Consider the following 23,880-nt stretch of genomic DNA (forward strand, 5'->3'; position numbering starts at 1 on the left):
CATGAAATTCTTTCAGGATTATGATTTCTTACTTAAAACCGGATTATTAAAAAACACAAAATATGAGCAGTTCAAAAGCAAGCCAGTACAAGTATGTAAGTTATTTGTGGGATGATGAGAAAGCAGCATCTTTGGGTGATGACCAGGTTGCGCTTCTTCTTTATCGTTCCAATCTGTTGGGAGCGGATCTTCGCCTTACCAATTATGCAGGAGGTAATACCAGCTGTAAAACAGTGGAAAAGGATCCATTGACTGGTAATCCTGTTGAGGTAATGTGGATTAAAGGATCTGGTGGCGATATCGGAACACTTACAAGAAGTGGATTGGCTGGTTTGTATCAGGAAAGATTGCACAACCTTAAAAACATTTACAGAGGTCTGGAATTTGAAGATGAAATGGTAGAACTGTTCAACCATTGTATCTACGATCTTAAATCGAAGGCTCCGTCAATTGATACTCCTTTGCATGGCCTTCTGCCATTCAAACATATAGATCACCTGCACCCGGATGCGCTTATAGCTATAGCGGCATCTAAGGAGGGCGAAGCGATCACAAAGGAATTGTTTGGTGGTGAACTTGCGTGGGTTCCCTGGCAACGTCCTGGTTTTGATCTTGGATTGAAACTGGAACAGACACTAGCTGAAAATCCGGGAATTCGTGGAATCGTACTGGGTGGTCACGGACTTTTCACCTGGGGTGATACAGCTTACGAGTCATATATCAATACGCTTGATACAATCGAAAAAGCATCAGAGTATCTGGCTGCGAATTATGGTAAAACACGTCCTGTATTCGGAGGTAAGCGTTTGGAAAATCAGCCATCAGAAACACGTCAGGAAGTGGCGGCAAAATTGGCTCCTTATTTGAGAGGACTTGCTTCTGATAAACAGGCTATGGTAGGTCATTTCACGGATGACGAACGTGTACTTGAATTCATCGGAAGCCATAATCTTGATAAACTGGCTCCGCTGGGAACCAGCTGCCCTGATCACTTCCTTCGTACTAAAATTCGTCCTTTGGTATTGGATCTCCCTCTTGAACTGCTTGCTGGTACTGATCAGGAAGTACTCGACAAAGTACGCCCTCAGTTCGAGGCTTATCGTGTGGACTACCAGGCATATTATGATCGTTGCAAGCATGACAATAGTCCTGCAGTACGTGACCCGAATCCTGTTATTATTCTATTGCCAGGCGTGGGGATGTTCTCTTTTGCAAAAGACAAACAAACTGCACGTGTAGCTGCGGAATTCTATATTAATGCTATCAACGTAATGAAAGGTGCAGAAGCGATTTCATCTTACGTTTCATTGCCTGAGCAGGAAGCATTCGACATCGAATACTGGCTTTTGGAAGAGGCAAAATTGCAGCGTATGCCAAAAGAGAAAGCACTTTCACGCAAAGTGGCTATCGTAACAGGCGGATCGGGTGGTATCGGAAAAGCTATTGCTCAGAAGTTCCTTCAGGAAGGAGCTTGCGTAGTAATCTCTGATATTGATGACAAGGCTCTTGCAGAAACGAAAGCTGAGTTTGATGCCAAATTCGGGAAAGATTTCTCAGCTACAGCAAATGCAAACGTATTGGAAGTTGATCAGATTAAAGCTGCTCTTGATATCACAAAATTAAAATTTGGTGGTGTGGATATCGTTGTCAACTGTGCTGGTCTTTCTATCTCTAAACCATTGGCAGAAACAACAATCAAGGATTGGGATATACTTCAGGACGTATTGGTAAAAGGCCAGTTCCTGGTATCTCAGGAATCTGTCGCGATTATGCGTCAGCAGGGGCTGGGTGGTGATATTATAAATATTGCCAGCAAAAACGGTCTGGTTTCCGGACCTAACAACGTGGCTTACGGAACTGCAAAAGCGGCTCAGCAACACATGACGCGTCTATTGGCTGCAGAGCTTGGACCTGATAAGATCCGTGTAAACGTGGTGAATCCGGATGCTGTTATTTCAGGAAGTAAAATCTGGGAAAGTGGCTGGGCAGCTGGCCGTGCGAAAGCATATGGTATCAAAATCGAAGAATTACCGGCATACTATGCAAAACGTACCGTTCTCGGGGCGGAAATCCATACTGAAGATATCGCAAATGGTGTTTTCGTACTTGTAGGAGGCTTGCTGAGCAAAAGTACAGGTAATGTGATCAATGTTGACGGTGGTGTACCAGCGGCATTTGTAAGATAATTTGAAATGTTATTTAGTTTGAAAAGTTTGAAGGTGAAAAGCCTTTGAACTTTTCATTCTTTATGGCAGGTAATCATCAATTCAAAAATAGCTTTTGACCTTAGGCCATCAGCTTAAAGCTATCAAATATGAAAATTGAAAAATATCAGATAGACCAGCATAACGACAGCTTGTTTTCAAAACATAACAATCAGTTTGTTTTTTTGAAAGAGCAGTTAGGCGAGCAGGGAATCAATGCCAATGATATCGTGAAGCAACTGGAGGCGTTTCAGGTAGCCATTCCAAGCTGGGCGTTGGGTACAGGTGGAACACGTTTCGGACGTTTTTCTGGTGGTGGTGAGCCTCGTTCTTTGGAAGAAAAAATTGAAGACGTAGGTTTGCTGCATGCTTTAAACCGTTCCAGCGGATCCATTTCTCTGCATATTCCCTGGGATATACCGAGCCAGGCACAGGCAGCGATCAATTTGGCGTCTTCCCTGGACCTGAAGTTTGATGCAGTGAATTCCAACACTTTCCAGGATCAGAAAGATCAGGAGCATTCCTATAAATTCGGGTCACTGTCGCATGTGGATAAAGCTGTAAGAAAACAAGCTGTAGAACACAATATCGAAGTAATCAAATATGGAAAGGATCTTGGATCGAAAGCTTTGTCTATCTGGTTGTCGGATGGTTCATGTTTTCCTGGTCAGTCTAATTTCGTGACAGCTTTCCAGAATACGCTTGAATCGTTGCAGGAAATATATGCTGCTTTGCCCGACGACTGGAAAGTGTTTGTTGAATACAAAGCGTACGAGCCCAACTTCTATTCTACCGTAATTCAGGATTGGGGAAGTTCTCTTCTTTTCTGCCAGAAATTAGGGGCTAAGGCTGATGTATTGGTTGATCTTGGTCACCATTTGCCTAATGCAAATATTGAGCAAATTGTGGCAACACTGATGATGGAAGGCCGTTTGGCCGGATTCCACTTCAATGATTCCAAATATGGTGATGATGATCTGACAGTCGGAAGTATTCGTCCTTATATGTTGTTCCTGATCTTTGTGGAGCTTGTAGAAGGTATGAAACGTGCTGGTAAGGGTAGCGACGGATATGCGTGGATGATTGATGCAAGCCATAACGTGAAAGATCCTTTGGAAGACTTGTTACAATCGGTAGAAGCCATTTTACTTGCGCATGCGCAGGCATTACTTGTTGATCGCAATAAGCTGGAACAAGCCCGTCAGCAAAACGATGTAGTATTAGCTCAGCAGATTCTGCAGAATGCGTTCAGAACCGACGTTCGTCCGTTGGTTCGTGAATCCATGCGTTTGAGCGGCGGCGCATTGGATCCGATTGGTTTGTTCAGAAATCTGAAAGTTCGTTCTGAACTGATGAACGAGAGAGGTAAGATTACTGTGGCTACAGGGTTGTAAGCTTCTGATTTTACTTCGTATAAATTGATAAAATGCATTTCTGTGTGAACGGGAATGCATTTTATGTTTCAGGTGCAAAATGTCTTCCTACAACGATTTCCTCCTGATCAGCGTAAAAGGATTTTTAACTAATGCCTGGCGGTTTGTTTTGATCATTTCAGCGGCTGTTCTGCCCATTAGGTCATGATCAGTGGAAATGGTGGTGATACCGTCCAGTAGTATTTCTTTCAATGGGGTTTCATTGTAAGAGATAATACCAATGTCTTTTCCGACAACCAGTTTCTGTTCCCGGCATTTCTTAATCAGGTTGACCAGGTCATTTTCTTCAATGCTGACATAAGCGGCATTTTTGATGGCCTGACTGTCTTCGTGAAAATCATAGATAATCTCATGCTCGAAATGATGCTGAATACAGAATATCCGGAATCCTTTGATGATGTCCTTGGGATAGGGAATCATGGAAGGGAAGATGAGTATGATTTTATGATAACTTTTCAATAGATCAACTGCCTGGTTAAGCGCATAGACAATATCTTTCTCGTAATTCTGATAAACTGCAGAATGCTTTTTACTTAATTGTTCAATGTCCTTATCGAGTAAAATCAGCTTTTCTCCCGGAATCAATTTTAATACTTCCAGCGCTTCTTCACTGTTTTCATAAAAATGAGGCATCACCACATAATTGTCGTATTCTCCGAGGCTGTTTTGGATCAGGTTACGGAATATGTTGACGTTGGAATGATGGATATGCAAATCTACATTTACATTCGGCCCCATACTGTCAACAAATGCATTGTAAATTTGTTTTTTGTAGTTGCTTATTTTGTTGAATACGAGTAAGATACGTGTTGTATTTTCTATGTCAACACGATTGATGAAGTATCCTTTCCCTCTTGCCGATACAAGTACGCCATCCTTGATTAAGTGTTTGTATGCTTTTTCAACGGTATCTCTGGATAGAAGATATTCTTCACTCAATTGGTTAATAGAAGGTATTTTGTCTCCCCGCTTTAATTTTCCCTTACTGATAGCCAATAACAGGGATTTAATAATCTGCATGTACTTGGGAGCGCTCTCCTTAAATTCAATATCAAACTGTGTTTCCATTGCGAATAGTGCGCTTTAAAGTCTGGCTGAGATATGGTTCGCAACCCTGATGTAAAGAGTCAGATAAAATCGGAAAATACCCTTTTTTACAGGTTTTTTTCAAATAAAAACCCCACCGGAATTACCGATGGGGCGAAGTTAAGGATTTAGGGAATGTTATCTTGGTGATCTGCTGCTACGTTCGGAGCGACCACCTCCCGAAGAATTCTCGGAGCCCGAACTTCTTGATTCTCTTGGGGCAGAATTTCTTTCAGCAGGAGCCTGGCGCACTGCCGGGGCATCGTTACCAGAAGATCTTCCCGAGCTGCGACCTCCCATATCCGACTGCGATGATCTGCTACCACGATCCGGAGAAGGTGAAGGAGCGCGATACTCTCTTTCTGGCTGTGGTGCGCTTGGAGCAGAACGGTAGGTATCAGCATTTCTGCGGTTGTTTTCATTTGAATACACCTCGCGTTCCTGACCAGCGCCTCGGGAAGGTCTCTCGTACACTCTGCTGTCATTGCCCGATGAACGGCTACCAGCATCATATCTGTCGGAGTTGCTGCGGGAAGGAGCTCCATAGCGTCCATTGTCTGCCGATCTTCTACCATTCTGGCGATAGATCGGAGCATTTCTGTCCGGAGCGTCGTAACGATCATATGGAGATCGCTCTGTCACTACCCGTCCTCTTCTTCCGTGATCAATCTCTCTAACAGGAATACTTCTTCTGGTAATGCGCTCCATATCTTCCCGTCTTGGTCCGTAAGCATAGGTACGGTTGTCCTGGCGATAGTAATTATTTATAATGGTTGTCTGGTTATAGATACGTGTCATCCTGTTACGTGGAGGGCAGTAATTGTACCAGTTACGCATTGTAATGTATCGCTGGGGTACAAACACCCACCAGAACGAGGGAAGATTCACGGATATATTGACACCCATGCCAGGACCCAGCGGAGCCCATCCATAATAATCACCACCCGAGCGCCAGTTCACCCACGCCGGTCCCCATTCGTAGCCTGGTACCCAAAACCAGCCATTGTAGTCGTCGTAAGACCAGCGACCGTAGTGAAACGGTGCCCATCCCCATTCGTAGTCCGAAACCCATGTGTTTCCGTATTCGGTTACCTCCCAGTAGCCATTGGTTGAGTAAGGCTGAAATCCTCTTTCTACATAAGGACTCCACACCGAACCATACTGAGGAGAATTGATCCAGCGTCCGTAAGGTGACAGCTCATTGTAAAATGTCTGGAAAGATATAGAAACACCGGGTTGAGCTTTTACATTTTCCTGAAAGGATACCCCGGCAAGCAGCAGGATGGCAAGGCCGAATATCCGGAGTTTTTGAATGGTGTTCATAGCTATAAGAATTAATTGTTTTTCTGAAATTAAAATCGACGGTTGGACATTCTTTTTTGTTTCTGGTTTAACGACCTTTGCGAACCGATCAGGTCGTTTAAATTCTTTTGTTAACGATGTATTTTTGAGCGAATTGGTTGCAGATGTTAATCTGTGTAATTTTACTAGTCTGTTTTTCAGTTGGTTATGATTGGTTTATTTTTTGAATACTTCTTTCTTACTGTGGATAAGGACATTTCATAAGCGTAATTCCCTCATAAACCGGTACATACATTAACAAACCTTAACAAATCGATTAGCCTAAAAATGATAGTTCCGGAAACATTGCATTCAGAACTGGTTTTTCAAACTGCCAGAAGTGGAGGAAGCGGAGGCCAGAATGTGAATAAAGTTGAAACAAAAGTGGAATTGAGGTTCGATGTTGAAAATTCTCAACTATTGACTTCGGAACAAAAGGACATTATTTATCAGAAACTTGGTAATCAGCTTACAAAGGAAAGAGTCCTGGTATTATATCACCAGACCGAGCGGTCGCAGCTGGCAAATAAAGAGAAAGTAATACGTAAGTTTGATGTGCTGATTGCCAATGCCTTTAAACCTGTTATAAAAAGGAAGCCGACCAAGCCCACATTCGCTTCGAAAATAGAACGGCTACAAAGTAAACAGCGCAACGCAATGACAAAATCACTGCGCCGAAAGCCTTCTCATGATTAAATGAAATTCTTAGTATTGAAATATATATGAACGCTGTTGCCGGAAAAAGTGCATCCGTAAGCTCTGTGATTAGTCTGCCTGTCATCGTGGCGTCGCTGGGTTATTTTGTCGATGTATATGACCTTCTTCTTTTTAATATTGTCAGGGTTCCAAGTCTGAAAGATTTAGGTCTTTCGGAAGAGGAGATATCAATTGTTGGGGCTCATATTTACAACTGGCAACAAGCCGGGCTGCTGATCGGCGGATTTATCTGGGGAATTATGGGTGATAAGCTCGGGCGTCGTTCGGTCTTGTTTGGTTCGATACTGACTTATTCCCTGGCCAATGTAGCATGTGGTTTTGTCAATAACGTGGAGCTTTATGCGTTACTCAGGCTTATTGCTGGTTTCGGTTTGGCAGGCGAGCTGGGTGCGGGGATTACCTTGATTGCAGAGATATTGCCAAAGGAACTTCGTGGTTACGGAGCATCAGTTGTGGCGAGTGTCGGGCTTGCCGGTGCTATTGCAGCATTTTTTGCTGTAAAACTGACCGACTGGCGGATTGCCTATTTCATTGGTGGCAGTATGGGATTGATATTACTGGCGCTTCGGGTTAATGTGCTTGAATCAGTACTTTTTGATTTAAGCAGAAGAAAACAGAAATTAATAAAAGTGCCATGGTGGACAGTTTTTACAAATTCTTCGCGATTGTTAAGGTATGTCCGTTGCATGGGAATAGGTCTGCCTACGTATATGGTGATAGGTATTTATGCCACCTTTGGAAATGAATTTGCGAAAGCGCTCGGTATTCAGGAGGAAGTTCAGGCAGGGACATGCGTGCTTTACACCTATATAGGTATTGTGACAGGTGACTTTTTTAGCGGATTTTTGAGCCAATGGCTGAAGTCGCGTAAGCAGGCGATACTGATTATGATCCTGATGACACTTGCCGGGACGATCTGGCTTATGTACGGAGGTATTCAATCACCGGAGTCGCTCTACATGTGTTATGGCTGGCTTGGCTTTTCAATCGGGTATATCGCCATGTTTCTGACTACAACTGCTGAGCAATTCGGAACCAACTTGCGTGCTACAGTGACCACTTCTATAGCCAACAATGTTCGCGCTACAGTGCTGCTGACGCTTCCGTTTTACCAATACCTGAAACCGCAATTGGGCGTATTGTCAGCAGGAATTACTGTGGGAGCGGTATGTTTTGTATTGGCATTTTTAGCCCTCTGGAAGATGGAGGAGACCTATGGAAAAGATCTGGATTATGAAGAAATTTAGTTTGCTGAATGTTTTGTTGTTACATGCCTCTGGCATTTCGTGGTAGATGCTTGTCTTTTATTTTTCTACCGAAATTACATGCCTCCGGCATTAAGTAATCATTATGCCGGGTCTTCGCAACCGATATCAGATGCTTATATTAATCGTGTTATAATTTTCATCCCACAATCCCGTAGGGATGTAACAACTATAGACGGCCGGATCTTGTTTAAGGTGATGTTATTACATGCCTCTGGCATTTGGTGGTAGATGCTTGTCTTTTATTTTTCTACCGAAATTACATACCTCCGGCATTAAGTAATCATTGTGCCGGGTCTTCGCAATTGATATCGGATTCTTATATTATATCGTTCTCCTAATTTTCATTCTACAATCCCGTAGGGATGAAATTTCGGTAGACTCTGATTGGTATATTTTTTCTGAATCCCATAGGGATGTAACAACCATAGACGCGTCATATTTCGTTTAATCGTGATGTTTTGTTTCTACCAACATTGCATGCACTCGGCGTTTTTTAGGATAGGTTCATTTGGTTAAAAAATCCCATAGGGATGCAATATTGGTAGAATGTAGCAGGTTCGTTCGGTTTCAAAATCACGTAGGTATGTAACAGCAAACGACTTATAAAACAAAATCTAAACCATCGCTTCCCAAAGAATTTCTGCCGGGTGCATCGCTTTTCTTCCTGTACCATCATGAATCTGATGGCGGCAGCTGGTGCCTGGTGCTGCTATGATTACCTCTTCCGGTTGTTGCCTTACAGTCGGGAAAAGTACAAGCTCTCCGATCTGCATGGAAATATCATAGTGTTCTTTTTCATAACCGAAGGATCCCGCCATACCGCAGCAGCCCGACGGAATCAGTTGAACGGTATAATTTTCAGGCAAGGATAACATCTTCTTAGTTGGAACCATGCTGGAAATTGCTTTCTGCTGGCAATGCCCGTGTAGCTTGATTAACTTTTTCTCCTTGGTAAACAGATCTTTTGAAATACGTTTCAATTCAATTTCGCGTGCTACAAACTCATCAAATTGCAAAGCATTTTGAGCAAGCTTTTTGGCATCTTCTACTAACTCATCACTTACAAGATCCGGATATTCGTCGCGGAATGTAAGGATTGCAGAAGGTTCAATGCCTACCAGCGGCATGTCATAAGAAATGACATCACGCAATAATCGGATATTTTCTTCAGCGATTTTCTTTGCATCCTTTAGTAATCCTTTCGACAGCTGCGGCCGTCCTGATGGCCCGTGCTTAGGAATAACAACTTCATATCCTAGTTTTTCAAGCGTAAGGATAGAGGTTTTACCAATTTCTACATCGTTATAGTTAGTAAACTCATCACAGAACAGATAGACTCTTTTGGCATGGGAGCTTCCTGCCGTATTCTTAATTCTTAATTCCTCATTCTTTTTATGATGATTCTTCCACCAGCTCAATAGCGTTGTGCTGTGTAAAAGTGGCATAGTACGTTCCGGGTGGAAGCCGACAATCTGATTCGCAATTTTACGTAACGGAGCCGTTTTGTAAATAGCATTGTAAGCCCAGGGGACATAACTGGCCAGCCCGGTCATCTTAGAAAAATTACCGACCAGCCACGAACGCATCGGCACGCCATGTTCATCGTGGTATTGCTGCAAAAATTCCATTTTCAGTTTCGCCACATCCACATTCGATGGGCATTCACCTTTGCAACCTTTGCATGCGAGGCACAAGTCGTATACTTCCTTAATCTCTTTATTATCGAACCGGTTTTCTTTCGGCGAATGCGTCAGCATTTCCCTCAGGATATTGGCTCTGGCTCGGGTTGTGTCTTTTTCATTTCTGGTTGCCATGAAACTCGGGCACATGGTACCACCGCTCAGCTGGGTTTTACGGCAGTCGCCGGATCCGTTGCATTGTTCAGCATGTTGTAATATATCCTGATCATGGAAACGGAAGTAGGTTTTGAATTCCGGCGTTTTATGGTCGGCTTCATAACGGAGGAATGTGTCCATCGGAGCTGTATCCACAATCTTACCGGGGTTGAAAATATTGTCAGGATCCCAGGTCTTTTTGATTTCTCTGAACAATTGATAGTTATGTTCTCCTACCATTTTAGGAATGAACTCACCCCGTAAACGTCCGTCGCCGTGTTCACCCGAAAGTGATCCGTCATATTTCTTTACCAGGTCAGCGATTTCTTCAGCAATCATCCTGAACTGGCGATGCCCTTCACTGGTTTTCAGGTTGATGATTGGTCTTAAATGAAGCTCTCCTGTTCCGGCATGCGCATAGTGAACAGCTGACATTCCGTTTTTCTTCAATATTTCATTGAAATCACGGATATATTCAGGTTGATCGTACACGTCAACCGCTGTGTCTTCAATAACGGCTACGGCCTTCTCATCGCCTGGAATGTTGGATAAAAGGCCAAGACCAGCTTTGCGGAGTGTCCATATTTTCTTTGTATCATCCCCAAAAAGAAGAGGATAATGGAAACCCATACCAGCTTCAGTCAATTCTGCCGTCATTTGAGCCGCGAGTTCTTCTACCTCGGCTGTCGTTTCTCTTGATAAATCGACAACCAGAATGGCAGGTATTGTTCCGTCCGGCTTATTTTTTACAAAAAACGCATTCTTTTTTTGCTCCACATTCAGCATGGCACATTCCAGTACGTAATCGTCGATCAGCTCTACTGCATGAGGTCCGTATTTCAATGTCAATACTGTTGCGCGGAGTGCTTCATCTATAGAATTGCAGTGAATACATACCAGTCCCTGTGTTTTCGGAGGAGTCGGTACAAGATTTACTTTTATCTCTGTCAGGAAACATAGCGTACCTTCCGAGCCTGCGATCAGGCTGCACATATTAAACGGCTTCGCATCTTCCTGTTCGGGCAGGTAAGGTTTCGTATTCAGAAGCATATCCAGTGCGTAGCCTGTGTTTCTCCTTTCAACAGTAGGTTTCGGAAAGTTTTTTCTGATTTCAGCCTGATTTTCTTCTGAAGCCAGGATCTCATCCGTTTTCAGATATATTTTATCCAGAAGTCCTGCGCTTCCATTCTTTTGTATAGAATCACTCAGCAGATTTCTGTATTCTTCCGGAGTAAGCGTTTTAAATTCAGCGTCTGTTCCGTCAGCAAGGATTGCCTTCACTTCCAGTGTATGTTCCCGTGCACTACCATATACAATTGAATTCGATCCGCAGGAGTTATTACCTACCATTCCACCGATCATGGCACGGTTAGCTGTCGAAGTTTCAGGTCCGTAGTATAGTCCGTATGGTTTCAAAGCCATGTTCAGCTCATCACGTACCACACCAGGCTGCACTCTCGCCCACTTTTCAGCGGCATTTATTTCCAGTATTTTGGTGAAATTCTTGGAGACATCCACAACTATACCACTACCTACCACCTGACCCGCCAGGGAAGTCCCGGCAGTACGGGGAATAAGCGAAACCTTATTTTCTCGTGCAAATGCAATCAGTTTTTTAATATCAGACTCTGACCTCGGAATGGCAACGGCCAGTGGCATTTCGCGGTAGGCAGAGGCATCCGTAGCATAAAGTGTCCGGATTGTATTGTCAAAAAACAAGTCACCTTCTAGGAGTGTGGCAAGCGTTTTTAATTCTGTATTGGTAACAGAGGATTGAGCATCCATAAATAGCAAAAAATCGGAGTTGAAACGGCGCCAAAGTTACGAACATCGCAGTATGATTTTTAGTATTATTAAGAGAATATGATGATGATATCTGAAAATCTGGTCACGTCCTAAGATTTGCTCTTATACCTCTGCATAATTTGCATTCCGCAAAGGTCAATATTGTACAATAATTAGATAAAATACAGGAAGTTAAAAAATGTTAAAAAGAAGGATTGTTTTACGGATTTCTGTATTGCATTATCGGAAGTAATTATATTAATTTGTCACCTATATGGCACAATAATATTGTTTTGCATTAAAAAAGTACAATTATTTATATATGTAAGTAGCTGATTTTGAGATTGCGTATACAGGATTAAAGTGTTTTATATTGTAAATTTTTAACCTAACATCAGTTTTTAACCACATTCTAAACCTATGGTGAATTTATCCTTAAGTTCTTATCGTCATTATGGCGGTAGTGCTGAAAAATTTAAGCCGCAAAAAGACGGCTTAGGCAAGATATGGAGCTACTTGCTTATGCTCTCATTTCTCATGATTTGTGGGCAGTTGTTTGCTCAGGACGTCACGATCACTGGTCAGGTCAATGACGCAAAGGGAGGTAGTTTACCGGGCGTTTCAATTACCGTAAAGGGTACAACGCGCGGAACTACTACAGATATGGATGGTAAGTACTCCATTGCTGTAGCACCTGCTTCAGTGCTTCAGTTTAGTTTTATCGGTTTTACGAGCAAGGAAGTTACTGTAGGGAGTGAGACTAAAATCGACGTAGCAATGACTGACGATGCCAAAGCATTGGAAGAAGTAGTCGTAATTGGTTACGGAACGGTACAGAAAAAGGATCTTACAGGCTCTGTTTCATCTTTACAGTCTAAGGATTTCAATAAGGGTGTTATTACTTCTCCGGATCAGCTTATTCAGGGAAGAACACCTGGTGTAATGGTGATTAATAACACGGGCCAGCCTGGTGGTGCAGCTACAGTAAGGATCCGTGGTAACTCATCAATCCGCGCCGGTAACAACCCTCTTTTTGTATTAGATGGTATTCCGCTTTCAGGTAGCTCAGCACGTCCTGGTGGTAGCGGTGGTTTCGGATCAGATGGTGGTAACCCGCTTGCTTACCTGAATCCAAGTGATATAGCAAGCATGGATATCCTCAAAGATGCATCTGCAACAGCTATTTATGGTTCACGTGGAGCAAATGGTGTTGTTATCATCACTACCAAACGTGGTGCCTCAGGTGCTCCGACCGTGAATTTCAACGCATCTGCTGGTGTATCATCATTACTTAGAAGACCGGAAGTTCTATCTGCAGACGAATTCAGGGCAGCTGCAAAATATTATTCACCTGATGTTGATCCAAATTCGTATGACTTTAAAGGTAATGTGAATGCTTTTGACGAAATAACGAGAGTCGCTCCGGTACAGAACTATTCTGTGGCAGTAACAGGTGGTACCGATAATGGTAAATACCGTGTTTCTGCTGGGTATATGGATCAAAAGGGTATTATTCAGAATTCTGACTTGAAGAAGTATACAGCCAGCTTGAATACCAACTTCAAATTTTTGGAGAGTAAAAAACTGGGATTAGATTTTGGTGTTCTTTTCACTCAGACTGATGAGAACATTGTACCGATAGACGTGGGCAGAGGTGCGGACGGTAACCTGATTTCTATGGCACTCGCCTGGAACCCGACACGCCCGTTGAAAAACCAGGATGGTAGCTTTACCTATATTAATCAGATTACAGGAAATCCGCTTGCGAACTTGTATGCATACAAGGATAATGCTACCGTAAATACCATTGTTGCCAACATTGCGCCATCTTTCAAGATTACGAATGATCTGGAATATAAGTTTATATACAGTGTAACACGTCAGATGGGTATCAGAAAAGGTAGACTTATCGATGGTATTGTCAATCAGAACACTACTAACAACGGTTTTGCTTTTGTTGGTAACAATCAGGAAACGAATCAACAGCTCACGCATACGCTTTCCTACAACAAGCAGATTAACCCTTCACTGAGTGTGAACGCTGTTGCAGGTTATGAATTCCTTTCTTACGCCAACAGTTGGAACACGGTAAATGCAAGCGGATTCCCTAACGTCGGGTTGGATTTTTATGATTACCTCGATTATTCCATTATCAATAACAGAGGAGCAGATTCTTACAGAAGCCCGACTAATGAGCTGCAATCATTCTTTGTCAGAGCGGGTGTGAACCTACTCGATAAGTACCTGTTCACAGGAACGATCAGAAGAGATGGGTCTACGAAATTCGGAGAAAACAACAAATATGCGAATTTCCCGGCTTTAGCATTCGCGTGGAATGTGTCAAATGAGGAATTCCTGAAAGGAAACACTACTCTGAACAACCTGAAAGTACGTGTAGGGTGGGGTAAAACAGGAAACAGAGAGTTCCCGTCCGGTGCATCAAGAGACCGTTACATATTTGAAACGCAAAGTGTAAGACAGGTGAATTATGGTAACCCGGATCTGAAATGGGAAAGCTCGGAGACTATCAACGCAGGTATTGACTTTGGACTGTTCCAGTCAAGAATCGTTGGGTCTGTTGACTTTTTCAATAAGAAAACGACTGATGCTTTGTTTGAAAGAACGATTGCCCAGCCTGCACCAAATGGTAGAGTTTGGGTTAATTTAGAAGGAGAGGTAGTAAACAGAGGTGTCGAACTGGCACTTACCGGTACCGTTCTTGAAACAAAAGACTTTACCTGGAATGTGTCTGCCAACGCTACTTTCCTGAAAAACAGCGTTTCAGGTTTGCCTGGATTTTACGAAACAGCCCAACTAAGAGGTCAGGGATTCTCGGGCGTATTGGGTCAGCGTATGGTGAGTGGTCAGCCTCTTAACGTTTGGTATCTTGCTAAATATGCAGGTATTGACCCTGCAACAGGAACAAGCATGTATGTAGGTGCAGACGGAAATGCAAGCACTTCTGTAGATCCTGCTCAGAACAAGTATTATGTAGGAAGTCCGAACCCTAAAACGCTGCTTGGTATCTCTACTGATGTGACTTACAAGAAGTTCTCCGCGGTCGTGAACATGAATGGTGCGTTTGGACATACCTTGTTCAATAATACATTTGCTACTGTATTAGGTATCAATAACATGCCAAACAGAAACATGGCAAAGCATTTTTATGATACCAATGTAAAAGAGTCTACTTCCAATTCAGCAGCTCCTTCTACTCGTTACCTGGAAAAAGGAGACTTCATGAAGTTGTCTAACATGACATTGAGCTACAGAGTAGGAAACATTGGGAAAGCGTTCAAAAACATGAATATTTCCCTTACCGGACAGAACCTGTTTGTACTTACAAAATACAGAGGGTTTGATCCGGAAGTTAACACGGATGGTTCCAACAACGATATTCCGTCACTGGGTATTGAGTATGTACCGTACCCATCTGCACGTACGTACATGTTAGGAGTGAACTTTTCATTGTAATTTAAAACAAAGATTTTATGCGATTTAAAACATATTGTGCAACTATTTTGTTAGGACTTTCCGTGCTTTCGTGCTCGGATCTTGACGAACAACTGCGGAGTGAACTTGAGGAATCTTCAACAGGCAACATTACTCCTGCAGGCTTATTAATTAGTGCTTACGCTTCATTGAATGGTCCTTATCAACAGGAAAACCGCTGGTGTCTGCAACAACTTTCATCGGATGAGGCAGTAGCACCTACGCGTGGTGGTGACTGGGACGACAATGGTAAGCACCGTGCAATTCATTTGCATACATGGAATGCTGATAATGGATACATGAATGACACGTTTGTTCAGTTATTGACAACCGTATTCCAGGCTTCTAACGTTTTGCGTTACAGTCCTTCTCCTCAGCAGGCTGCAGAAGCACGTTTTGTCAGAGCTTTGGCTATGTTCGATGTATTGGATTTATGGGGAGTGGTACCCTACAGAGAAAATCTGGATGATTTCCGTGAGGATCCCAAGACACTGAGCACGCAGGAAGCGATTGATTTTATTATTTCAGAAGTGAATGCGATTCTGCCTAATCTTCCGGCGTCCGGCGCTGCATTTGTTGCCAATAAAAATGCTGCCAGAACTTTGCTGATGAAGGTGTATCTGAACAAGGGTACTTTCCTGAACAGACAAAATCCGACATTCGATGCAGCTGATATGAGTAGAGTAGTTGCTTTGGCTAATGAGATTACAGGCTATACGATATCTGCAAAAGGTAAGTATTTTGACAACTTTGCACCTGACAACCATTTGTTATCAACTGAGAATATCTTCACTCTTTATAATGAAGAAGGTGTAAGAGGCGGTGGTGTGGACAGAGCTTACTGGACTGTTTCTCACTATAACATGACTCCGGGTGGATGGAATGGCTGGGCGGCATTGTCAGGTTTGTATGACAAATTCGGAGCTGGTGATGAAAGAAGAGGTATTTACTACAACTATGCAGCCGATACCACCTCCAATAAAACCAAAAGCTACAAAATTCAGAATGTTGGTATGTTGGAAGGACAACAAACAAGTTGGGTAACCAACAAACCTTTGATGGCAAGAACGCCTTCCACACAACCTCTGGTATTTACAAAAGAGGTAGGAATTCGTACGAGCGGTAATACGTTGGAAACTGCCGGAATCAGGGTAATTAAATATCCTTTTGACTTCGCATCAAGAGGACAAAAAAATAACGACTGGGTAGTTTACCGTTACTCCGATGTATTGCTCATGAAAGCGGAGGCAATTCTTCGTGGTGGTACTCCAGGCGCAGCCGCAGATGCGTTGACACTCGTCAACTCAATACGCACTAATCGCGGAGTCGCTGCTTTGGCAACACTTAATCTTGATGTTTTGCTTGATGAACGTTCAAGGGAATTGTATTGGGAAGGCTGGAGACGTCAGGATCTGATTCGTTTCGGTAAGTTCCTGCAACCAGGGCAGATCAGAACACAGCAAAGTGACCCGATCAGATTGGTTTATGCTATCCCGAGTCAACAATTAGCAGTTAATTCTAATTTGGATCAAAATCCAGGATATTAACGAGGGTTTGATTAAAGGATTTTTTAACAAAAGGGAACAAGTCTTTATCGGCTTGTTCCCTTTTGTTTATAGTCTTACAAACTCTCAGTCCTCCCCCCATCCACCGGCAGATTGATCCCATTGATGCTTCCTGCTGCAGGGCTGCATAAAAATGCTACGGCTGCTGCTACTTCTTCTGCTTCGCTGAAACGCCTGATAGGTATAGCATTTTGTAAACTTTCCGTCACTTCCTCTAACGACTTACCACTTGCGTCACTTCTCATTTGTAACACAGCATCGAGCCGGGCTGTTTTGGTGTAGCCGGGGAGTACGTTGTTACAGGTAATGGCAAACGGTCCCAATTCAGCTGACAATGTTTTGGACCAGCTGGCCACAGCAGCTCTGATCGTGTTGGAAACGCCAAGTCCTGCTATAGGTTGTTTGACAGAGGTACTTATAATATTGACAATCCTTCCAAATCCTGCCCGTTTCATGGAGGGGACCACAGCCTGTGTGATATTCTGGTAGTTGACCAAATGCATTTGAAAGGCTTTCACAAATTGCTCAGATTCGGCATCAATGGCTTGTCCGCCGGCGGGTCCTCCGGTATTATTGATCAGAATATGTACGTCTGGACAGAGCCTCAGATAATTTTCAATGGCATCTTTTACATTCTGGTTGTCTGCGAAATCGGCCACAATATATCTGTGGAGCTGTCCGGCAGAGGTATCCAGTAATTCTACTGTTTGCCGGAGTACTGATTCATTTCTAGCTATCAGTGTCACATTCGCGCCTAACTTTGCAAGTTCTAATGCCGTTGCTTTTCCTATTCCTTGCGTACTACCGCACACCAGCGCTGTTTTTCCTGTCAGATTTAAATTCATAGTCTTTGTTACTTGATGTTAGCGGTTTATGATTGATATCTTTTCCTAATTTAAACCACTGCGTGTTTTTTTAATTTATCTTTGTGGCTTGTTTCAAGAAGGACGATGGACCGGTTTTAAGACCGAATGTAATTTTGTTGTATTTGATCTTCATAACCACCGGCCTCCCAAATCTATAATCAATAATCGTACAATGTCTAAAAAAATCCAATCCGCACTTATTTCAGTATATTATAAGGATGGACTTGAACCTTTGGTTCGTCTTTTGCATGAGCAGGGTGTAAAACTTTACTCAACCGGAGGAACCCAAACATTCATTGAAAATCTTCAGATCCCGGTTACGGCGGCAGAAGAACTGACTGGCTATCCGTCGATTTTCGGGGGGCGAGTTAAAACATTACACCCGGCTATCATGGGTGGTATTTTGTACCGTCGCGACGATGCGGGGGATGTAGCTCAGGCAGCACAGTACAATATTCCGGCGATTGATCTGGTTGTAGTGGATCTTTATCCGTTTGAAGAAACTGTTGCATCAGGTGCAGGTGAGGAAGACATTATTGAAAAAATAGATATCGGAGGTATTTCTCTGATCAGAGCAACTGCCAAGAATTTTAAAGATACGCTTATTGTATCGAACAGAAGTCAATATGCAGCTGTTGTTGACCTTTTAACTGCGAAAGCAGGTGCTACAGATCTGGAAGACCGTCGTGCATACGCTGGTGCTGCTTTTGGAGTGTCGTCTCAGTACGATGGTGCAATCAACAGCTACTTCCTGGGTAAAGACTCAGCGGATGCTGCGCTTTACGATTTCCAAAAGTTGCCTTCACAAACATTACGTTACGGAGAAAACCCGCACCAAAGCGCAAGTTATTTTGGTGATCTGGAAGGAATATTTGATAAACTGCACGGTAAGGAGTTGTCGTATAACAATCTGGTTGATGTTGACGCATGTGTGAATCTGATCGATGAATTCGAAGGGGGAGCACCAACTTTTGCGATCATTAAGCATACCAATGCTTGCGGAATTGCTACGGCTGCTACTTCAAAAGAAGCTTATGACAACGCGCTGGCATGCGATCCTGTATCTGCATTTGGTGGTGTTGTTATCACAAACACGACTGTAGATCTTGCAACGGCTGAAGAACTGAATAAGCTGTTCATGGAAATTCTGATCGCTCCTGCTTATGATGAAGATGCTTTGGCTCTTTTGAAATCGAAGAAAAACAGAATTTTACTGAAGCGTAATGCGGTTAAGCTTCCTGATGTAATGTTCAAAACTATTCTGAATGGTGTATTGGTACAGGACAAAGACAATGCAACAGAAATCGCTGCACAATTCACTACTGCAACGGAAAAAGCACCTACCGAAGCGGAGGTAAAAGCACTTGAATTTGCTCTTAAAGTTTGCAAGCATACCAAGTCTAATACCATTGTTCTGGCAAAAGAAAATCAGTTGCTGGCAAGTGGAACAGGACAAACTTCACGTGTGGATGCACTGCGCCAGGCAATTGAAAAGGCAAAAGCATTTAACTTCGATCTTACAGGAGCGGTAATGGCATCGGATGCTTTCTTCCCATTTGCGGACTGCGTTGAGATTGCTCACCTGGCAGGTATCACAGCGGTAGTACAACCGGGAGGTTCAATCCGTGACAAAGACTCTGTAGACTATTGCAACGCGAATGGTTTGGCGATGGTAACTACTGGTGTGCGTCACTTTAAACACTAAATTGCAGGCAGGAACCATCTGAGGTGAATGCCACATATTTTAATATATTGTAACCGCAGATGCCTGGAAGTGCATTTGCGGTTATTTTTGTTTCTGGTTTTATTAAAATTATTATTCCGATTTGAGAACTTACAATCCATTTTTGAAGCGTTTGGCTAAGGTTTGTAAGTTCGCAGTGGGCGGAATAGCAATGATTTTACTAAGTGCAGCATTTCTTTATCCTCAAATATTCAACTGCGAAATCATCAGATTTTCCGGTTTCAATCAACTTCGACCGGATGTCTTCGCAAGTCCGGGACTATCTACATCCAGTTTTAAGAATGTGCTTAGAGATGTTCGTAAGGCTGAAGCGCGTATCGATTCATTTTACAAAGGAAAAGTATCCAGACCTGCCGTTATCATTTGTACTACTCCGGACGAATACAAAAAATATTGCAGTAGTACGGAGGGGGCCGGTTGTAGCCTGGGGACGCCCTGGGGTAGCTCCTTTATAGTACTGAATTTGCGGGAAATGAACGTAGATGTGATTAGCCATGAAATGAGCCACATAGAATTGTTAGCGAGAGTAGGGTGGTGGAAGACAACAATGGATGTTCCTCAATGGTACAATGAGGGTGTGGCTTTGATGCTGGATCAACGTTTTGTGAGCAATCAGGACAGCATTGGCCGCTATCTTGACTATCTGGATGAATGGTCGTATTATACTCGTGGAGGACAGGAGATACTCGAACTGGAAAATATTAAATCTGTAAAAGATTTCTTTGCAGGAGACCAGCGCCACGTGATGCTTGCGTATATGACATCGGGTCTGGAGGTGTCCTATTGGTTATATTATGCAGGCCCGGAGAGTATAGATTTACTGGTCAGAGGATTGCGTGCCGGAGGAGAGTTCGATGACGTTTACTGGCTTGTAGAACAGAGCAGAAAAGGTAAAGTTCGTGTTCAGAAATTACCATCTAATCCACTCAGGCGTCCACATCAGACTCCTTCCCGCAGAACTGACTAAAAGTTTTATTGTACTTTAATTATATTTTTTGCCCTCTGCAGGTACATTTAGTTGATTTGGATCAACACAGCTTGTACTATTTTCTGAAAATAGTGTACCTTTCGGGTCGAACCAACATGCTCATTCTCACATCCCATTTTCCAAGATTGAAATGCAACAATTACAATTACCCGATTACATCATCTTCTTTGTTTATTTCATTATAGTTGCTGCCTATGGTTACTATATCTACAATAAAAAGAAAACCGGAATAGAATCTACAAAAGACTTTTTTCTTGCGGAAGGGTCGCTTACCTGGTGGGCAATCGGAGCTTCTTTGATCGCATCAAATATCTCTGCCGAACAGTTTATAGGTATGTCTGGAAATGGCTTTTCAATGGGTCTTGCTATTTCTACCTATGAATGGATGGCCGCTGTTACACTTATTGTAGTTGCGGTTTTCTTTATGCCTATCTACCTGAAGAATAAGATATGGACCATGCCCCAATTTCTTACCCAGCGCTACAACAAGCAGGTAAGTTTAATTATGGCGGTTTTTTGGCTTGGACTGTATATTATGGTCAATCTTACTTCTATTCTGTACCTGGGAGCATTGGCAGTTTCAGGAATATCCGGTTTGGACTTCTGGTTTTGTATGTGGAGCCTTGCCATTTTTGCAATCATTATCACGATCGGTGGGATGAAGGTGATCGGTTATACTGATGTTATTCAGGTATTTTTCCTGATTGTTGGTGGATTAGCTACTTCTTATCTGGCGCTCAACCTGGTTTCGGGAGATGGTCTTATAACGGTAGGAGGTATGTTGGATGGTTTTCAGCAAATGAAAAGTAACCATGACGATCACTTTCATATGATCTTCAAAGAGTCGAGTCCTTTCTATTCTCAGCTGCCAGGCCTTACGGTGTTATTCGGAGGGATGTGGATTGTGAACCTGAACTATTGGGGATGTAATCAGTATATTACACAGCGGGCACTTGGAGCCGACTTGCCAACCGCAAGAAAGGGATTGCTATTCGCTGCTGCCCTTAAATTATTGATGCCAGCATTGGTTGTAATTCCTGGTATTGCCGCATACGCGCTTTACAGCAAAGGTTTATTCGTGAACGAGTTGACAGAAAATGGAGAAATCGTTGCGGATAAGGCTTATCCTGTTTTGTTAGGACTTCTTCCTGTAGGACTTAAAGGATTGTCATTTGCTGCCTTGACAGCAGCTGTTGTAGCTTCACTTGCAGGAAAAGCCAATTCTATATCAACCATTTTTACACTGGATATTTTCAAAGAATACTTTGGTAAAAACAAATCGGAAGAGCAGCTTGTTAAAACCGGAAGAATTGTAATTGTCATCTCTATGTTATTGGCAATACTTATTTCTCCATATATGGGCATTGATAAAAAAGGTGGTTTCCAATTTATTCAGGAAATGACGGGTCTGGTTTCTCCGGGGGTATTTGCAGCATTCAGTATGGGTTTCTTCTGGAAAAGAACCAACTCTGCCGGAGCTCTTTTTGCAATTGTAGGCGGATTTCTAATTGCATTAGCCATGCATAATAACTGGGCTCCACTTTCACTCATTACAGATTGGACTACTATTCCTTTCCTTGACAGGATGGGTTGGGTTTTCCTGATCTGCGTGGCTGTTATGTTTGTTTTGGGATTGGTTATGCCTGACGAGAAGAAAGGACTTGAAATTGACGCCCAAATGTTTAAAGTAGATACTGTGTTTGCAGTAGGCGCAGGAGTGGTATTGACAATAGTAGTTATTCTCTACGCTACTTTCTGGTAGTCTTGCCAGAGGAAGGAATAAAAAATGCCTGCTTTCGATCAGAAAGCAGGCATTTTTTATTGATCAGATATTTGATTAGGCTACCTCTTCTTCGATAATCGTAATCTTCTGAATCTTGTCTCCCTGACGGATCAGATCAACAGTATCAACACCTTCAACTACTTTGCCGAAGCAAGTGTGGTTACCGTCCAGGTGAGCCGTGTTTTTTCTGCTATGGCAGATAAAAAACTGAGATCCACCAGTATCACGGCCAGCGTGAGCCATTGACAGTACACCACGGTCGTGGTATTGGTTACCATTTTTTACTTCACACTTGATAGTATAACCAGGACCTCCACGACCAGTTCCTGTAGGGTCACCACCTTGTACCATAAAGTCAGGTATAACGCGGTGAAAAATTAAGCCGTCGTAAAAGCCCTTTTTTGAAAGATCAACGAAGTTTTTCACGGCGATTGGAGTATGCTCATCGTATAGCTCGATCAGCATAGTTCCTTTATCTGTGATCATTTCTGCTTTAGTCATGTCTTTAAAAACAAGATTTGAGATAAGTTATAAAAAAGGATATCCATATAACTTATATGGATATCCGGTGCAAAGAAAAGCATATCGCAGCTTTCCATTACTACATAAAGTCAATAAAACTTATGATTTATGAACCTGTTATCAATCTGACGACTGTGTTAGGGTCGTATTTAACCAGGTCTTTTTTCGTATCAGGTTTTGTTTCTGCGATACGTTCCACTACTTCCCCACTCCCCCACTCACGGCTGCGTTCAGGATTGGAAAACCATTCCTTAACGGCGATAAGTTTGTACATGTATTTGGTAGTTTCGGCGTTGAGTTTCAATTTGAAGTAATCATTCTTGTTCTGCCGTTGCATGCGATCCTGAATGTGTTGCGGACCTGCGTTATAAGCTGCTGCGACGAGTGTCCAAGACCCGAGCTGTTTGTGCAGGCTCACCAGATATTTGGCTGCTGCGTGGGTGGATTTCACCAGGTGCTTTCTGTCGTCTCTTTCTGAGTCGACTACCAGTCCGAGAGATTTGGCTGTAGATGGCATAAATTGCCAGTAGCCCCCAGCGCCTCTATGAGATTTTACCTCATTGTTCATAGCGCTTTCTATGATGGGTATATATTTAAAATCGGCTGGTACTCCGTACTTTTTAAGGATGGTCTCTACCGTTCTCATCCTTTTTTCAGTGTTTGTCATCAGCTTACGAAATTCCGGGGTATCGTAATTTCTGATCATTGTTTGATATCGCTGAGCGATGCGAAGTTCTGATAATGGGATAGCTTCGCCACAGAAGTCAATAGCAAGAAGATCTGAATTAATAGTGTCTGTCGTGTCTTTCAGTTCTGTTAGTTCTTTCAGTTCTTTCTTTTCTACCTCCACCTCGCTCATGGATAACTTGCCCATTACTGCGATTGAGAAGGCAACAAAGATTAGTCGAATCATGCATTTTTTATTTCGTGAAACATAGGTTCAATTGGAAAGACAATCTCAATGTTTTTACATATCAAATTCTTTGCCAGGGGTACAAAGGTAACGGTATTGAATAAATAAAATTTCATTTTGGGTTAAAAAACTGATTTTCAGCTCTATTAGTATTATATTAATAGTACTTATTTAATATCACTAAATTTTGCAAATTACAGGGAGCGCCCAATAATAACGCCTTTTTAGTATCGTGAGCACAAATAATCATCCGTTTTTGTGGCAATCTGCCGAACTGGTTTATTTGTGTGATATATGACAAAACAGTGATTGTATATATTTGTAGATAATTTACGTGT

15 protein-coding genes are annotated in these 23,880 nt (G+C 42.6%); 9 read left to right on the top strand and 6 right to left on the bottom strand.

From position 1 onward, the window contains the following. The first annotated feature begins 62 nt into the window (after positions 1-62). Positions 63-2,186, top strand: coding sequence for a bifunctional aldolase/short-chain dehydrogenase (locus tag DSL64_RS09700; protein WP_115830543.1), 2,124 nt, complete (start codon positions 63-65; stop codon positions 2,184-2,186). A 128-nt stretch (positions 2,187-2,314) separates the two neighbouring features. Next, complete coding sequence (locus DSL64_RS09705; RefSeq protein ID WP_115830544.1) at positions 2,315-3,598, top strand: sugar isomerase; 1,284 nt, start codon at positions 2,315-2,317, stop codon at positions 3,596-3,598. Between the two features lie 87 nt (positions 3,599-3,685). On the opposite strand, the gene DSL64_RS09710 is transcribed toward DSL64_RS09705, so the two are convergent. Further along, on the bottom strand, positions 3,686-4,705 hold the full coding sequence (locus DSL64_RS09710) for a GntR family transcriptional regulator (RefSeq protein WP_115830545.1): 1,020 nt from the start codon (positions 4,703-4,705) through the stop codon (positions 3,686-3,688). Between the two features lie 156 nt (positions 4,706-4,861). Continuing rightward, the gene (locus DSL64_RS09715; protein ID WP_115830546.1) at positions 4,862-6,046 is read right to left on the bottom strand and encodes a DUF6600 domain-containing protein; all 1,185 of its coding nucleotides are present in this window, start codon (positions 6,044-6,046) and stop codon (positions 4,862-4,864) included. A 306-nt stretch (positions 6,047-6,352) separates the two neighbouring features. On the opposite strand from DSL64_RS09715, the gene arfB reads away from it, so the two are divergent. Together arfB and DSL64_RS09725 are read left to right on the top strand one after the other, a co-directional pair. Continuing rightward, on the top strand, positions 6,353-6,760 hold the full coding sequence (gene arfB, locus DSL64_RS09720; RefSeq protein ID WP_115830547.1) for an alternative ribosome rescue aminoacyl-tRNA hydrolase ArfB: 408 nt from the start codon (positions 6,353-6,355) through the stop codon (positions 6,758-6,760). Positions 6,761-6,786: 26 nt separating this feature from the next. Next, positions 6,787-8,028 carry an MFS transporter gene (locus DSL64_RS09725; RefSeq protein ID WP_115830548.1) on the top strand — a complete coding sequence of 414 codons (1,242 nt, stop codon included), beginning with the start codon at positions 6,787-6,789 and terminating at the stop codon, positions 8,026-8,028. A gap of 635 nt (positions 8,029-8,663) precedes the next feature. On the opposite strand, the gene DSL64_RS09730 is transcribed toward DSL64_RS09725, so the two are convergent. Then, positions 8,664-11,669, bottom strand: a complete 3,006-nt coding sequence (locus DSL64_RS09730) for an FAD-binding and (Fe-S)-binding domain-containing protein (protein WP_115830549.1) — start codon at positions 11,667-11,669, stop codon at positions 8,664-8,666. Between the two features lie 420 nt (positions 11,670-12,089). Between DSL64_RS09730 and DSL64_RS09735 the strand changes: the two genes are divergently transcribed. Both DSL64_RS09735 and DSL64_RS09740 read left to right on the top strand, forming a co-directional pair. Next, on the top strand, positions 12,090-15,143 hold the full coding sequence (locus tag DSL64_RS09735; RefSeq protein ID WP_229217017.1) for a SusC/RagA family TonB-linked outer membrane protein: 3,054 nt from the start codon (positions 12,090-12,092) through the stop codon (positions 15,141-15,143). A gap of 17 nt (positions 15,144-15,160) precedes the next feature. Beyond that, complete coding sequence (locus DSL64_RS09740; RefSeq protein ID WP_115830550.1) at positions 15,161-16,708, top strand: RagB/SusD family nutrient uptake outer membrane protein; 1,548 nt, start codon at positions 15,161-15,163, stop codon at positions 16,706-16,708. 74 nt (positions 16,709-16,782) lie between these two features. Here the strand turns inward: DSL64_RS09740 and DSL64_RS09745 are convergent, their stop codons facing one another. Then, positions 16,783-17,571, bottom strand: coding sequence for an SDR family oxidoreductase (locus DSL64_RS09745; RefSeq protein ID WP_115830551.1), 789 nt, complete (start codon positions 17,569-17,571; stop codon positions 16,783-16,785). A 193-nt stretch (positions 17,572-17,764) separates the two neighbouring features. On the opposite strand from DSL64_RS09745, the gene purH reads away from it, so the two are divergent. The 3 genes from purH to DSL64_RS09760 all read left to right on the top strand — a co-directional run bounded on the left by purH (position 17,765) and on the right by DSL64_RS09760 (position 22,086). Continuing rightward, positions 17,765-19,297 carry a bifunctional phosphoribosylaminoimidazolecarboxamide formyltransferase/IMP cyclohydrolase gene (gene purH, locus DSL64_RS09750; RefSeq protein ID WP_115830599.1) on the top strand — a complete coding sequence of 511 codons (1,533 nt, stop codon included), beginning with the start codon at positions 17,765-17,767 and terminating at the stop codon, positions 19,295-19,297. 121 nt (positions 19,298-19,418) lie between these two features. Then, positions 19,419-20,303, top strand: coding sequence for a hypothetical protein (locus tag DSL64_RS09755; RefSeq protein ID WP_147300350.1), 885 nt, complete (start codon positions 19,419-19,421; stop codon positions 20,301-20,303). A 151-nt stretch (positions 20,304-20,454) separates the two neighbouring features. Further along, positions 20,455-22,086 carry a sodium:solute symporter family transporter gene (locus DSL64_RS09760; protein WP_115830553.1) on the top strand — a complete coding sequence of 544 codons (1,632 nt, stop codon included), beginning with the start codon at positions 20,455-20,457 and terminating at the stop codon, positions 22,084-22,086. A gap of 75 nt (positions 22,087-22,161) precedes the next feature. On the opposite strand, the gene DSL64_RS09765 is transcribed toward DSL64_RS09760, so the two are convergent. Both DSL64_RS09765 and DSL64_RS09770 read right to left on the bottom strand, forming a co-directional pair. Further along, on the bottom strand, positions 22,162-22,608 hold the full coding sequence (locus tag DSL64_RS09765) for a peptidylprolyl isomerase (protein WP_115830554.1): 447 nt from the start codon (positions 22,606-22,608) through the stop codon (positions 22,162-22,164). A 127-nt stretch (positions 22,609-22,735) separates the two neighbouring features. Further along, positions 22,736-23,542 carry a lytic transglycosylase domain-containing protein gene (locus DSL64_RS09770; protein ID WP_115830555.1) on the bottom strand — a complete coding sequence of 269 codons (807 nt, stop codon included), beginning with the start codon at positions 23,540-23,542 and terminating at the stop codon, positions 22,736-22,738. Positions 23,543-23,880: the final 338 nt, after the last annotated feature.

Origin of the sequence: Dyadobacter luteus (genome assembly GCF_003383615.1) — a bacterium.
Lineage (GTDB): Bacteria > Bacteroidota > Bacteroidia > Cytophagales > Spirosomataceae > Dyadobacter > Dyadobacter luteus.

Coding starts and splice junctions, on each gene's coding strand:
- DSL64_RS09765 (WP_115830554.1), bottom strand. CDS start 22,608: ATGACTAAAGCAGAAATGATCACAGATAAAGGAACTATGCTGATCGAG.
- DSL64_RS09700 (WP_115830543.1), top strand. CDS start 63: ATGAGCAGTTCAAAAGCAAGCCAGTACAAGTATGTAAGTTATTTGTGG.
- DSL64_RS09760 (WP_115830553.1), top strand. CDS start 20,455: ATGCAACAATTACAATTACCCGATTACATCATCTTCTTTGTTTATTTC.
- DSL64_RS09715 (WP_115830546.1), bottom strand. CDS start 6,046: ATGAACACCATTCAAAAACTCCGGATATTCGGCCTTGCCATCCTGCTG.
- DSL64_RS09740 (WP_115830550.1), top strand. CDS start 15,161: ATGCGATTTAAAACATATTGTGCAACTATTTTGTTAGGACTTTCCGTG.
- arfB (WP_115830547.1), top strand. CDS start 6,353: ATGATAGTTCCGGAAACATTGCATTCAGAACTGGTTTTTCAAACTGCC.
- DSL64_RS09735 (WP_229217017.1), top strand. CDS start 12,090: ATGGTGAATTTATCCTTAAGTTCTTATCGTCATTATGGCGGTAGTGCT.
- DSL64_RS09725 (WP_115830548.1), top strand. CDS start 6,787: ATGAACGCTGTTGCCGGAAAAAGTGCATCCGTAAGCTCTGTGATTAGT.
- DSL64_RS09770 (WP_115830555.1), bottom strand. CDS start 23,542: ATGATTCGACTAATCTTTGTTGCCTTCTCAATCGCAGTAATGGGCAAG.
- DSL64_RS09730 (WP_115830549.1), bottom strand. CDS start 11,669: ATGGATGCTCAATCCTCTGTTACCAATACAGAATTAAAAACGCTTGCC.
- DSL64_RS09745 (WP_115830551.1), bottom strand. CDS start 17,571: ATGAATTTAAATCTGACAGGAAAAACAGCGCTGGTGTGCGGTAGTACG.
- DSL64_RS09705 (WP_115830544.1), top strand. CDS start 2,315: ATGAAAATTGAAAAATATCAGATAGACCAGCATAACGACAGCTTGTTT.
- DSL64_RS09710 (WP_115830545.1), bottom strand. CDS start 4,705: ATGGAAACACAGTTTGATATTGAATTTAAGGAGAGCGCTCCCAAGTAC.
- purH (WP_115830599.1), top strand. CDS start 17,765: ATGTCTAAAAAAATCCAATCCGCACTTATTTCAGTATATTATAAGGAT.